The organism is Avibacterium sp. 20-129, assembly GCF_026226845.1.
Taxonomy (GTDB): domain Bacteria; phylum Pseudomonadota; class Gammaproteobacteria; order Enterobacterales; family Pasteurellaceae; genus Avibacterium.
In genome coordinates this window covers 254,382-268,709 of the sequence record NZ_JAKKOE010000001.1, presented here as the reverse complement: position 1 = coordinate 268,709, position 14,328 = coordinate 254,382, and the positions used below count along the sequence as shown (strand labels likewise).

Genomic DNA, 14,328 nt, shown 5'->3' with positions numbered 1-14,328 from the left:
GAGTAACCAATATAATTATAAATTTTGTAATTTCAAGATTTAACGGTTCAGTTTTCCCACAAACTCATCTGTTTTTCTTCTTGTTGTTCCGGTAAATGAACGTGCAGACCAATTAATCGAATGGATTTATCCTGACGGCGTTGCCAAATTTGTGCCAATAATCTACGGAAATTTTCTTGATTAAAATCCACCGCACTTTTCTCTAAGGTAGTGATTTGAAAATCATCAAATTTTAACTTTACACCAATTTTACGCAATTTTTGCACAGGTAAATGAGGACAAGCACGTTGTACACGGCTGACTAATTGCTCATACAATTGACTTAGCACGGCTTCCCCTTGTTCTAGTTCCGTTATATTTTTCAACAATGTGGTTTCTACCCCGACGGATTTCCGCAATCGCTCGGGCTGGACTTCCCTTTCATCAATAGCGTGGCTAAAATGCCAAATACGCTGTCCGCTCTTGCCTAATTGATTGAGTAATAAATGCGGCTCAACTTGCTGTACATCAGCACAGGTTTTTAAGCCCATTTCCAATAAGCGTTGTGTGGTTACCTTTCCTACTCCCGGAATGGCACTGAGCGGAAGGTTGCGTACAAATTCCTCTACATCATTCGGTTCGATGACAAATTGTCCATTCGGTTTATTTTTATCAGATGCAATTTTGGCTAAAAATTTTAATGGGGCGATACCTGCTGAAGCCGTTAATCCTGTTTCGGCAAAAATGGCTTGACGAATTTCTTGCGCAATCCACGTTGCCGATCCAGAGCATTGTTCACAATCTGTTACATCTAAATAGGCTTCATCTAAAGATAAGGGTTCAACCAAATGCGTATAACGATGAAATATTTGCTGAATTTGTTGTGATACCTGTTTATATAACGGCATATTTACGGGTAATAAAATTAAATTTGGGCAACGCTTCAAGGCTTGTGCCGTTGGCATTGCACTGTGTAACCCAAATTTCCTTGCTTCATAATTACAGGTGCTAAGTACACCACGTTGCTCTGCCGATCCGCCTACCGCCACAGGCAGGTTTTTAAGATGCGGTTTATCCCGTAATTCAATGGAAGCATAAAAGCAATCCATATCTATATGAATGATTTTTCTTGTTTTTGGCATAGTGCGATAAACTTCAGGATGACAGTAATGGATTAAAGTGCGGCAGAAAATAGACAATATTTTACCTGTTTTTAAGACAAATCTAAAATAATAAAAGTGCGGTAAAAAATTAGGGCGAATTTCTCGCCCTAGTAAAAAGATTTAGCCAACCCAAACAAATTTGGCAATAAAGAGTAATGACACCACGAATACAGGTGCATTCACTTCTTTCCAACGCCCAGTACACACTTTCATCACACAGTAGCTAATAAAGCCAAAGGCAATGCCTTCTGTAATGGAATAAGTAAATGGCATCATTGCTGCGGTGATAAAGGCTGGTGTGGCTTCTGTTAAATCTTCCCATTGAACACGAATTAAGCTTGAAGCCATTAAAATTCCTACATAGACTAACGCGCCTGCTGTCGCATAAGCTGGCACAACACTGGCTAATGGTGAGAAGAAAATGGTTAATAAGAACAGCACACCAACCACAACGGCTGTCATTCCTGTACGTCCCCCTACGGAAACGCCCGCACCACTTTCAATATAGGTACTAATGGCAGACGTACCGATGTACGAGCCAGCAACCGCACTCACGCTATCCACATAAAGCGCTTGTTTCATTTTTGGAAAGCGCCCTTTTTCATCGCTGATGCCCGCTTTGTCCGTTACACCGAGTAACGTGCCTGAAGAATCGAATAAATTCACCAATAAGAAAGAGAAAATGATGCCAAGTAAAGCCGTATCTAATGCGCCCATAATATCCACTTTGCCTACGACTGGTGCAAGACTCGGTGGCATTGAAATAACCCCGTGAAAGACGACACTTTCATCGAAAATTAATGCTAACGTGGTAACCACAGCAATTGAAATGAGTACACCTGAATAAATATTACGCGCGGCTAATACCACAATGATAAAGAAGCCTAAAATGCCCATTAATACTTGTGGATTATGTAACTCGCCCAATGCCACTAAGGTTGCTGGATTTGCGACAACTAACCCCATATTTTTAAAGCCAATGAGCGAAATAAAAAAGCCAATCCCAGCACCAATTCCAACGCGTAAACTCAAAGGAATAGATGCCATTAACCAATAGCGAATTTGGAATAAGGTTAAGATAAACAACCCAACGGAACCCCAAAAGATCGCCCCCATTCCCACTTCCCAAGAATACCCTAATTTCCCTACTACGACATAAGCAAAAAAGGCATTCAATCCCATTGCTGGTGCAAGTGCGATAGGCAGATTGCTAAATAATCCCATTGCAATCGTACCAAATGCGGCGATTAAACAGGTTGTAACGAAGACCACTTGCTTATCCATCCCCGCATCACCAAGCACAGAAGGATTAACAAAAACAATATAAACCATCGTGAAAAAGGTGGTGATCCCTGCGATGATCTCTGTTCTTGCGGTGGTATTTTTTTGATTTAATTTAAAAAGTTTTTGTAGAAAAGACTGATTTTCCATTTTTTAATCCGATTTAGTTGATAAAAAAGATGAAAAACGCAACTTAAAGAAGGGTGTTTTTCCTGCCAATTCTAGCAGAAAGCAAACGATTTCGCGATAGGTTTTCGCAAATTTTTTTGATGAAAATACAATAGTTCGGAAGTTTATTTTTTCCCTATCACACCTTTCTATTCTACTCTTCTCAGCTTTACAGCGCAGAATTTCTATATTTTGCACATCACCCAGTTTTCATAAGATACTCCATATTTGATAATTTAAAGGTTGCTGTCTTTTAAGAATTGTGATCGCCATCACTATTTTAAGGTTGTTTTTTCATTAATTTATCTTATGATGATAACGTGGTTTTTATTGAACATATTTTACTTGTAAGACAGCATATTAATAGCTTTTTGGAGAGGTTAAATTTTGATGATAAAACGTTTTTTTACAGCTATCAATCAGATAATTTTGCTTTTAAAAAAAGCCTTGATACATATTTATACAACTATTTGCCCTGGTCACAAAATGGTGATATTGTTATATTTTATACTATTCTATCAAGCATGGCCTGTGTTATTTGATAAATTTACAATAGAGTATCAAACCTATAAAAACGTTGATGTTATCGTTCAAGATTATAGAATGAATGGAAGACTAAACAAGTACAAAACAATTCAGCAAATAAATAATAAATGTTATTATAAACATTGTGGTTTATTAAAAAACGGAGAATATAAATTATCAGAGATAAAGTTTATCACCATACAGGGAAAGGAAGAAATATTTTCTTTTTGCACAAATCAACAGTGCTTCTTGAATATAGATATTGAGAGAAAAAAAGCAAACTTAAGATATGAAGCCAAATTAGCTGCTTGGGTAGCATTATGTCTAATAATCATATCTTATATAGAAAGTCTAGTTGGGATACGTAATGAAAGACGTAAAAAATCTGTTAGCAATATACACTTATAAAGATATTAACGTTAACATTCATAATTATATAATGAATGGAGAATATACACTTTCAGAAATAAGTCTGTCAACATACATGAAAGGAATAAAATATTTTATTTTTTATAAAGAAAAAGTGTTCTTTCTAACATAAGAAACAATTTATGGTTTCGATTAATAATAATTTAAAGGGATAATATTATATATGGTAAAATATTTTTTATAATCCCCTATCAGATCGCCTTATTCTTCAAAAAGGTTTTTGTATATGTTTGCAATGAGCTAACCTTAATTCACAAGGTGTTTATAATTATTGTTTCTGTGATAATGCTTTATTCCTCTCTACCTATTTTATTATTTAATAATTTTAATATAACCTATAAATCTTACCAAAACATAGATATAATTATAAAAAATTATAAGATAAATGGAAGATTAAATAACCACACTACAATTAGACAGATAAATAATGACTGTTACAAAACATACTATGGCTTATATATAAAATCGGAAGGTATGAATTATCAAATATAACTTTTATTGACATATCCTCAAGAGGATAAAATATATACAGCCCATGCCTAAAAATGGAGAATGCTTTTATAATATAAATAATGAATTTATTGAAAATAGAAAGTTAAGAATAGCTAGATAAGCAAAATGGGGAATATTAGAAATATTAGCAGTTATTTTAGGCGCCTTATTTCAAATTAAAATGGAAAAAATTTTCTCTAGAAAAAAGAAATCAAAAGAGGAATAAATTATGAATGGTAAAGACTTATTAATTGCAAAATTTGTACCCGACATTGATATAATAACATAAGTTATAAGAGATTAAATTATGATAATAAAAGATTTTTTTACAGTTATTGCTCTGGTTATTATGTTTTTTAAAAAAATTTTAGTACACGTTTATAAAACTATTCACCCTGCACATTGGGTACTAATTTTATTTTATTCAATAGGAATGTCTTATTTCTCTTTGCCAATATTATTTGATCGATTCAATATTGAGATACATACTTATAAAAATATTAACATTAAAATCCAGAATTATATAATGAATGGAAGACTTAATAACCACACGACTATTAGACAACTAAACAATAAATGCTATCATAAATATTGTGGATTATTAGAAAATGGAGAATATACACTTTCAGAAATAAAGTTTATCAACATACATGGGAGAAATGAAATACTCTCTTTTTGCATAAAAGAAAAATGCTTTTCTAACATAAGCGATAGTCTAATTGAAGAAGAAAAGAAAGCATTAAAATATAAAGCAACACTTGCAATGTGGGCTGTACCGCTTTTAGTCATTGTAGTTTATTTACAATCCGCTTGTTTAGAATATTTAGTAACTAAAAAACACAAAAAAACAATTTATGATTCAGATGAGGGTTAAATTATGAATGGAAAAAATTTATTAATTACACATTTTACTGCAGGAGCAGGAATAATTGATGGGATATTAGATACATCTAGCAGCTCAAAACCTTGTAGCTCTAATAATACTGTTTGGAATGGAATATCTTCTGCAACAACAACTACTGCTAGTTTTCTTAGCGGATTTCCATTTTATAAATTTGGAGTTGCTGGTGGTGGAATTTCAGCATTCAGTGCAGCCGTCAATATAGGGGTTAATAAACAAATTACAGCCAATGATTTATTTACGCTTTTAGCTGGCTTAGCCGGGGCGGTTGGAGTTTTAGCTGCCTCTCCGGGAATGGCTGTAGCCGCCGCTGTTTTTACTGTAAGTGGCATTGCAGTTTCTATCCATGATAGTTTAAATCATAGAGATGCAAATGGTTGTATAGTCCCACCAGCTATACCACTCGGTCCTTTAGCTCCACCACCAGATAAACCTAATACGGGAGGAGCAGAGGGTGTAAACATTGATCCATTAATTATTGATATGAATGGTGATGGTATTAAAACAATTTCTAAAGATAAAAATATTTTTTTTGATTTAGATAATAATGGCTTTGCTGAAAATACAGCATGGGTTGATCAAAATGATGCATTATTAGTATGGGATCGTAATAATAATGATGTTATTGATTCGGGTGAAGAGTTATTTGGTAATCACACAACCTTACAAAATGGGAATAAGGCAAAACACGGCTTTGAAGCCCTAGCAGAATTAGATAGTAATCAAGATCAGATTTTTGATGAAAATGATGAGACCTGGACCATATTAAAAATATGGATTGATAAGAATCAAAATGGAATCTCTGAAGAAGATGAGTTAATAAATTTAGCCGACACAGGCATTAAAAAAATCGAACTTCATTTCCAAAACAGTGATTATCAAGATGAAAATAATAATGATCATAAACAACGTTCACAAATTATTTGGCAAGATGGACGTATAACCGAAGTTGCTGACATTTGGTTTGATACAGATAATAGTAAAAGCTATTTTAAAGAAAACATTGAAATAAGTGATGAAATTAAAGCAATGCCCAATGTAATTTCATTTGGAAACGTATTAAATTTGCATCAAGCAATGGTAAAAAATCATCATTTAATTTATGTTATTGAAGAATATATTAATTCATCAATAGCAGATAAAAAGCAGTTGATTAACAATCTAATTTTTGAATGGACAGAAACCACAAGTGTTACTAAAGACAGTAGAGGAAGCTATATTGATGCAAGAAAAGTTGCCACATTAGAAAATTTAACAGGACAACCATTCTTACAGCAAGGACGCAATAGTAATCCAACACGAGATGCTGCAAAGCTATTAGAGGAAGAGTTTGATAAATTTGCTGATTATGTTGCAGCACAAATAGATTCACAATCTATCTATAAGGAGATTTTTACAATAACTTCTTTTAATATTAATGAAAAAGGAGAATTAGAATTTGATTGGAGTAAAATCAACACTAAAATAGAAAAAACTTTTGTAGAGTATGATATGGAAAAGCTAATCCATTTATTAAAAACCTACCAAAACTTAGCTATCTATAATCAAGAGTTTGAAGCATTAATAAAAACAAATTTAACACAGTTGGCTGAAAACAACCCTATATTAAAATCTGTGATAAATCATCATATTATAGAGGGTGATGATAGCGATAATGTAATTGAATCAACAAACGAAAAAGAATTAATTTATACAGGAAACGGCAATGATATAATTAGAGCTAACCTAGGTGATGATACCTTAATTGGAGGTCAAGGAAATGATATTCTAAAAGGTGGTTTTGGTGCGGACACTTACCTATTTAGTAAAGGTCATGGGCAAGATACTATTTTTGAAGATAGTAATTACTCTAACCGAGAACATGATATTGACACCCTTCAGTTTATTGATGTTAATTTTGATGAAGTAAAATTTAGCCGAGAAAGATAGCATAAGAATAAATAAATTTTATGTACATGAGGATTATCAAATAGATCGCTTTACTTTTGCAGATCAAGCATTGACTAGAGATGAATTAAAAAATAATAGTATTATGAAGCTATATGGTACAGAGAATAACGATATTATTAACGACTGGCAAGGTAGCACAACTATTTTTGGTGGTGATGGCGATGATATTATTAATGCTGTTCAGGGGGACGACACCTTAATTGGAGGTCAAGGCAATGATATTCTAAAAGGTGGTTTTGGTGCGGACACTTACCTATTTAGTAAAGGTCATGGGCAAGATACTATTTTTGAAGATAGTAATTACTCTAACCGAGAACATGATATTGATACCCTTCAGTTTATTGATGTTAATTTTGATGAAGTAAAATTTAGCCGAGAAAGTAACGATTTGATTTTATTTGGTTATTCTGAAAATGATAGCATTAGAATAAACAAATTTTATGTACATGAGGATTATCAAATAGATCGTTTTATTTTTGCAGATAAAATAGTAACCAGAGATGAATTGAAGAATGGAAATGTTATGCGTCTTTATGGAACTAACGGAGATGATGAAATTATTGATTGGCAAGGTAATTCTATTCTTATTGGTGAAAAAGGTAATGATATTTTAAGGGGTAATTTTGGCGCAGACACTTACCTATTTAGTAAAGGTCATGGACAAGATACCATTTTCGAAGATGGTAATTATTCTAACCGAGAACATGATATTGACACCCTTCAGTTTATTGACGTTAATTTTGATGAAGTAAAATTTAGCAGAGAAAGTAACGATTTAATTTTATTTGGTTATTCTGAAAATGATAGCATAAGAATAAATAAATTTTATGCACATGAGGATTATCAAATAGATCGCTTTACTTTTGCAGATCAAGCATTGACTAGAGATGAATTAAAAAATAATAGTATTATGAAGCTATATGGTACAGAGAATAACGACATTATTAACGACTGGCAAGGTAGCACAACTATTTTTGGTGGTGATGGCGATGATATTATTAATGCTGTTCAGGGGGACGACACCTTAATTGGAGGTCAAGGCAATGATATTCTAAAAGGTGGTTTTGGTGCAGACACTTACCTATTTAGTAAAGGTCATGGGCAAGATACTATTTTTGAAGATAGTAATTACTCTAACCGAGAACATGATATTGATACTCTTCAGTTTATTGATGTTAATTTTGATGACGTAAAATTTAGCCGAGAAAGTAACGATTTGATTTTATTTGGTTATTCTGAAAATGATAGCATTAGAATAAACAAATTTTATGCACATGAGGATTATCAAATAGATCGTTTCATTTTTGCAGATAAAATAGTAACTAGAGATGAATTGAAGAATGGAAATGTTATGCGTCTTTATGGAACTAACGGAGATGATGAAATTATTGATTGGCAAGGTAATTCTATTCTTATTGGTGAAAAAGGTAATGATATTTTAAGGGGTAATTTTGGCGCAGACACTTACCTATTTAGTAAAGGTCATGGACAAGATACCATTTTCGAAGATGGTAATTATTCTAATCGAGAACATGATATTGACACCCTTCAATTTATTGACGTTAATTTTGATGAAGTAAAATTTAGCAGAGAAAGTAACGATTTAATTTTATTTGGTTATTCTGAAAATGATAGCATAAGAATAAATAAATTTTATGCACATGAGGATTATCAAATAGATCGCTTTACTTTTGCAGATCAAGCATTGACTAGAGATGAATTAAAAAATAATAGTATTATGAAGCTATATGGTACAGAGAATAACGATATTATTAACGACTGGCAAGGTAGCACAACTATTTTTGGTGGTGATGGCGATGATATTATTAATGCTGTTCAGGGGGACGACACCTTAATTGGAGGTCAAGGCAATGATATTCTAAAAGGTGGTTTTGGTGCGGATACTTATCTACTCAGCAAAGGTCATGGACAAGACACAATTTTTGAAGATAGTAATTATTCTAATCGAGACTATGATATTGATAACTTAATATTTACAGATATTGAAGATATATCAGATCTTTATTTTAGTAAAAATAATAATGATCTCATTATTCAATCTTTACTACAAAAAGATAAAATTACAATTAAAGATTGGTATAATCATAATGATCACAAAATAGAGCAAATTAAATTTGCTAATTCGGCTGAATTAAATATCCATCAGACTGAAAAATTAGTAAAAGAAACAATGGAAATCTTGCCTCAATATACTGCTGATAATTTTTCACCTTTGGATTTACAACAGTTTAAATCTCATATTAATCAAGTAATTGAGGTTCTGTAAAAATATAGTCACTTCAATTTTAAAGCAAGATAGTACTCCCTATGAAAGGGTGAATACGAGCTAGCAGCGTATTATTGTAAAATCAAGTGCAAGTGAAGGGAGCAAAAAAAGAAAGCGCGGTAGAAAAAACGTAAATTTTTTCACCGCACTCTCTTTTTGAACTCTTTCTTTTTGAACTCTTTAAAAGCAAATCAATAACCCGATTGGTATACCAATTCGGCTAATTTCACTGCCATTAAGGCGAGGTTAAAGCGTTGTTCGTCTGCCACTGACCAAAATTCGATGCCATTTTCCACCGCACTTTCTCGCTGATTAAGGTTGCTGATGTGCAGTTTGACTTCGCTTTCACCGTTTTCATTTTCGCCATTAATTACAGGGGTAATTTGGCTTTCTGGGTGATATTCAATCAAGCTATTTTGTTGCCACATTTCTGCTACGGCTTCACTTGCCACATCATAATCAAAAAAGGCGCTGACTTGTTGGGCAAGACCGTAAAACACAGGAACTTGAATTTGGTGGAACACTACATTATCAAGCTGTGGGAAAATTTTCTGCACTTGCGCGCTCAAATTCGCACTTTTTACAGGGAAAACATCAAAGGCTAGGCGCTGAACATTTTCATCTAAAGGGATACCATTTAATAGTTGTGCGGTTTGTCCGGCAAGCTGTGCCACTTTTTCATCTCCCATATAGGAAGCAGGTAATAATGATGTAATAAGTACCTGTTTTAGTGGATATTGTTGCAATAAATCAGCAAGTGGCAAGAGGCTTTGGGTTACTTGTGGATTAGGTAAAGCAACAATATTGCGCTGACGTAATTCCATAACTTGCTGATCATTTACGGTAGGAAGAACAAGCGGAACATCAGGTAAACTGGCGCAAATCCCAAACAAATCTATCACCACGCAGCCTGCATCTGCTGCTTTTGCTAAATGGCTTGCCGCTGACACTTCGCCTGCGAACAAGACATAATTGAAAGTTGTCCAATCCACCTCATCTGGCACTATTTGCACCACCGCTTTATTGTTAAAACGAATCCCCTGTTCTTCATTAAATGGAAAAATTTCCACGACGGATAAGTGGTCAATTTCAAGCTGGCTTTGTTCTAAACATTCAGCCAGTTTTTCGGCTAATTCAAATTCTGCGGCAATGGCGATCTTTAACATTTTTTCTCCCTTAATTTTAATAATCGGCGTAAAATAAGCCCTGCATTTTACCGAATTCTGATAGGAAAAGAAAATGACACCAGCCATTGATTTATTAAAAAAGCATAAAATCCCTTTTGTGTTGCATAGTTATGATCACGACCCAAACAACCTCCATTTTGGTGATGAAGCTGCAGAAAAATTAGGCATTCCGCCCGAACAATCTTTCAAAACTTTACTTGTGGCTGAAAATGGCGATCAGAAAAAACTCGCTTGTTTTGTGCTTCCTACGGCAAATAAGCTGAATTTGAAGAAAGCAGCAAAAGCTATCGGCGTGAAAAAAGTGGAAATGGCAGATAAAGAGGCAGCCCAAAAAAGCTCGGGGTATTTAGTCGGAGGCATTAGTCCGCTAGGGCAAAAAAGAAAAGTGAAAACAGTGATTGCACAATCTGCGCTAAATTTTGAGCATATCTACGTATCAGGTGGAAAGCGAGGGTTAAGTGTGGAACTGTCTCCTCAGCATTTAGCCGAGATTTTGCAAGCAAATTTTGCTGATATTGTTGATGACATAGAATAAAAAAGGCTCAAATGGGAAAAGGGGTAACATTTGAGCCAATAGGGAAAATTAAGTCATTTATCTAGAAGGCGGAAGTATCTTGGAATAAACCTACTTTTAGATCTGTTGCTGTATAAATCACTCTGCCATCGACTTCGACTTCACCATCAGCTAATCCCATCACTAGCTTACGGTTTACCACACGCTTCATATTAATGCGGTAAATCACTTTTTTCGCCGTTGGTAAAATTTGTCCTGTAAATTTCACTTCACCAACACCTAAGGCTCTGCCTTTACCTTTGCCACCAATCCAACCAAGATAGAAACCAACAAGCTGCCACATGGCATCTAACCCTAAACAGCCCGGCATTACTGGATCACCAATAAAATGGCAAGCAAAGAAAGGCAACTCAGGGTGAATATCTAGTTCTGCTTCAATATATCCCTTACCAAAGGTTCCCCCTGTTTCATTCATTTCTACAATGCGATCCATCATTAACATTGTTGGGGCTGGGAGCTGTGGGCCTTGTTCGCCAAATAATTCACCACGCCCTGATGCCAATAAATCTTCATAGTTGTAGCTACTTTTTTTATTTGGTGTACAAGTGTTTGTCATTTTTATGTCCTCTAATATGTGATGATACTGAATGTATCAATTCGGCAGCTATTCTATCAGGCTTTCGATGAAATAGATACAGCTAACACTTGTTCGCTAAACTTGTCCGATCAGTGGGTAAATAAGTGAATTTTAATAAAGAAAAAGGCGAACATTGCTGCTCGCCTAAAAAATTGGAAAAATCTCACCGCTCTTTTAACGAGACTTAATTCTTCCTCAGTTTTTTGCTCTGGTTTGGTAGAAAAGTGCGGTGTAAAAAATGTTAATTTTTTCTCCCCAATAACCAATACCAAAAACCACTTTTTTGTTGCTCAGAATGGGCGTTTAAACGTTGATTAATAAGCTCACTGAGTGGCTGATTTTGTTCATTATACGTGCTATCTTCCTCGGCTAATAAATGGCGTTTAAACAAAATCTCACAGGCTTGAAAAACATCATCAACCGCCCAAATTGAAAATTGCTGATTTTTCACCGCATTGATTACCTGTTCCGATAAACTCAGCTGATTTAACACTGCAGAAGGCACAATCACGCCTTGATTCCCCGTTAGCCCTCGTTTTTCACAAATGGCAAAAAAGCCTTCAATTTTTTGATTTACTCCACCGACAGAATGAACAAGTCCAAACTGGTCAATCGCCCCTGTAATTGCGATGGACTGAGGTAACGGTTGCAATGCTAAGGCACTGGCTAACACACAGAAACAGGCAAGCGATGCACTGTCGCCATCAATTTCACTATAAGATTGCTCAAAAACGATAGAGGCAGAAAACGGCAGTTGAGTCGGTAAATCCAAAATATTCGCTAAACAGACTTCAGCAATCATTGTGCCTTTACTATGAATATTGCCTGCCAGCTCATTTTTACGTTCAACATCAATCACTTCTCCCTCACCAAGCTGAACAATACAGCTAATCCGTGAAGGTTCACCAAAGGATATTGGGCTACCGGGATACTCAATCACCGAAAGCCCATTAATTTGCCCGACTGCCTCACCTTGAGTGGCAACATAAATTTGTTCGCGCAGAATATCGGCATAGGTTTGCTGTTGTAAAAAGCCTTGTTGCTGCTGTTTTGCTTGAAAATATTGCTCAAATTGCACCGCACTTAATTCATCGGATTGTGCTAAGGTTCGGGTGTTGCTCAGCATTTCTTTTAGCTTTAACGGTGAAATATTAATACAATGGCGATCTTCACTTTCTCGCACTAAAAGCTGATATAACCTATTTATTCCCTCAATGCTAAGCTGTATGCCAAGCTGTTTGGCATAAGACTGCACATAATTTTGCCATTGCCGCTGTGTTTGCTCATCATCAAGAGAAAAATAGCTTTCAATTTCGCCATAATCGGCAAGTTGGTAAAGATTTTCGTCTAATTCTTCTAATAAAGCGAGTTGCGTGCGATCGCCCAATAAAATCACTTTTAATGCCAGATCGTAACTTGGAATCTCACAAGGCAATGGTTTATAAGGGTGTAAAGACTGCCAATGAAAATGCTGTTCGCTCAAAAGCTGTTTTAATCGTTCCCATAAGCCTACTTGTGTTAATAAAGGCTCTACGCTTAAAATCAGTACCCCACCATTGAGTTGATGGACCAAGCCACTTTGTAAATCAATCTGTTGTGCGTTTTCTCGTACATTACCAAATAATCGCTGGTGATCATAATAGATCGCACTTGCCACTTGTTTTTTTGCTGCAAAATTATCTTCCAAGCTAGTCGCATTTTGTAAGGTGATAGTAGGCAATAGTTGCTCAGAACCTTGTTCAATATGATAACGCACACCTTGCAACGGCAAATGTTGTGGTTGGAACTTACTGATGTATTTTTCCAGTAATACCGCATATTCCCCTTGCTGATCGGCTTTTAACACGAGCAAAGTGCGGTCAGAATTTTGTAAGAATTGCGCAATGCTAGCACGAGCGCGAGATTGTAAATCAAAAAAATCAATAGATTGTGAAAAATCTGCTCGTCCGGCTAATTCAGGACGCAAATTCTGCCAAGATAAAACTTGATTAAATAACGCAGGCAAAGTATGTGGCTCTCTTTAGGTAATGGTTGAAAAAGTGGATTATCGCATAATCTGCTAAGCTTGAATATCCCACAAGTAGCGACTAAATTTAAATAAACGAGAAAAATCTCAATAAGAATTATTAGGCGGATTTTTGAATAACTTGAGTAAGAAGCTCTTTGATCGCAGTTATCTCACTTGAATATGAAATGAGAAAAACAATAAATGCAATAATTGCTGTTGATGCTGCAATGACAAAACCCGCAGCTGCCTTATACCACTTACGCTATTCAACAACTTTATCAAGTTTATTATTAATTTCAATTAATGTTTTTTCCATTATTTTGAAGTTTGCTTTGAGTTCTCCAATATCTTCTTTTATTTCACTTATTTTTCCCTCAATAGAGACAAGCTCCTCCTGTCTGCCTTTCAATTCAGTATAAGTTGAGGCATAAGTAGTAACAACAGTACCAATAACTGATGATAACTCATAATTCTTTTTCATTGCCTTATTCCTCCATTTTATGAAGTCTATCCTGCAACATCTTTATCATTTCATTCGTGCTTGCAAAAATATCTTTTTGATGTTCAGGTGCAATGCTATCAGAAGTAATCATTTGATTCTTTACATTTTCTAATAACTGAACAATATCCTGTATAACTTGCGTAGAATTTTGTTCAGTAGTAGATAATGGTAAAACGATTCCTCGTAAAACGAGATCTAACCCTAACACTCGGTTAAACAGAGAGAGATAGCTTCCTCATTATAACGAGTAAATCGCTCAAACTCCGCTCTAGAAATGTAATCAGACATATGATTCTCCTTGATAA

General features: G+C 34.9%; 11 protein-coding genes. 5 read left to right on the top strand and 6 right to left on the bottom strand.

Annotated features, from left to right (window positions below):
- Positions 1-47 precede the first annotated feature (47 nt).
- Together dinB and L5B90_RS01165 are read right to left on the bottom strand one after the other, a co-directional pair.
- Positions 48-1,121 carry a DNA polymerase IV gene (dinB, locus tag L5B90_RS01170; protein WP_265762528.1) on the bottom strand — a complete coding sequence of 358 codons (1,074 nt, stop codon included), beginning with the start codon at positions 1,119-1,121 and terminating at the stop codon, positions 48-50.
- 141 nt (positions 1,122-1,262) lie between these two features.
- On the bottom strand, positions 1,263-2,573 hold the full coding sequence (locus L5B90_RS01165) for an NCS2 family permease (protein WP_265761909.1): 1,311 nt from the start codon (positions 2,571-2,573) through the stop codon (positions 1,263-1,265).
- Between the two features lie 405 nt (positions 2,574-2,978).
- Between L5B90_RS01165 and L5B90_RS01160 the strand changes: the two genes are divergently transcribed.
- The 4 genes from L5B90_RS01160 (at position 2,979) to L5B90_RS01145 (ending at position 9,175) form a co-directional block, all read left to right on the top strand.
- On the top strand, positions 2,979-3,524 hold the full coding sequence (locus L5B90_RS01160) for a hypothetical protein (protein ID WP_265761908.1): 546 nt from the start codon (positions 2,979-2,981) through the stop codon (positions 3,522-3,524).
- A gap of 820 nt (positions 3,525-4,344) precedes the next feature.
- Positions 4,345-4,911 (top strand): hypothetical protein, encoded by a 567-nt coding sequence (locus L5B90_RS01155; protein ID WP_265761907.1) that lies wholly within the window; start codon positions 4,345-4,347, stop codon positions 4,909-4,911.
- Between the two features lie 3 nt (positions 4,912-4,914).
- Positions 4,915-6,867: a calcium-binding protein gene (locus L5B90_RS01150; RefSeq protein WP_265761906.1), complete on the top strand. Its 1,953-nt coding sequence runs from the start codon at positions 4,915-4,917 to the stop codon at positions 6,865-6,867.
- 70 nt (positions 6,868-6,937) lie between these two features.
- Entirely contained in the window at positions 6,938-9,175 is a 2,238-nt protein-coding gene (locus tag L5B90_RS01145) for a calcium-binding protein (RefSeq protein WP_265761905.1), read from the top strand.
- A 191-nt stretch (positions 9,176-9,366) separates the two neighbouring features.
- On the opposite strand, the gene L5B90_RS01140 is transcribed toward L5B90_RS01145, so the two are convergent.
- The gene (locus tag L5B90_RS01140) at positions 9,367-10,341 is read right to left on the bottom strand and encodes an oxidoreductase (protein ID WP_265761904.1); all 975 of its coding nucleotides are present in this window, start codon (positions 10,339-10,341) and stop codon (positions 9,367-9,369) included.
- A gap of 73 nt (positions 10,342-10,414) precedes the next feature.
- Here L5B90_RS01140 and ybaK point away from each other — a divergent pair, with 73 nt between their 5' ends.
- On the top strand, positions 10,415-10,897 hold the full coding sequence (gene ybaK, locus L5B90_RS01135; RefSeq protein ID WP_250363029.1) for a Cys-tRNA(Pro) deacylase: 483 nt from the start codon (positions 10,415-10,417) through the stop codon (positions 10,895-10,897).
- Positions 10,898-10,958: 61 nt separating this feature from the next.
- On the opposite strand, the gene fabA is transcribed toward ybaK, so the two are convergent.
- The 3 genes from fabA to L5B90_RS01120 all read right to left on the bottom strand — a co-directional run bounded on the left by fabA (position 10,959) and on the right by L5B90_RS01120 (position 14,002).
- Positions 10,959-11,492 (bottom strand): bifunctional 3-hydroxydecanoyl-ACP dehydratase/trans-2-decenoyl-ACP isomerase, encoded by a 534-nt coding sequence (gene fabA / locus L5B90_RS01130; protein ID WP_250363030.1) that lies wholly within the window; start codon positions 11,490-11,492, stop codon positions 10,959-10,961.
- Positions 11,493-11,754: 262 nt separating this feature from the next.
- A complete protein-coding gene (locus tag L5B90_RS01125) occupies positions 11,755-13,518 on the bottom strand; it encodes a Lon protease family protein (RefSeq protein WP_265761903.1) in 1,764 nt (587 codons plus the stop codon).
- 265 nt (positions 13,519-13,783) lie between these two features.
- Entirely contained in the window at positions 13,784-14,002 is a 219-nt protein-coding gene (locus tag L5B90_RS01120; protein ID WP_265761902.1) for a hypothetical protein, read from the bottom strand.
- Positions 14,003-14,328: the final 326 nt, after the last annotated feature.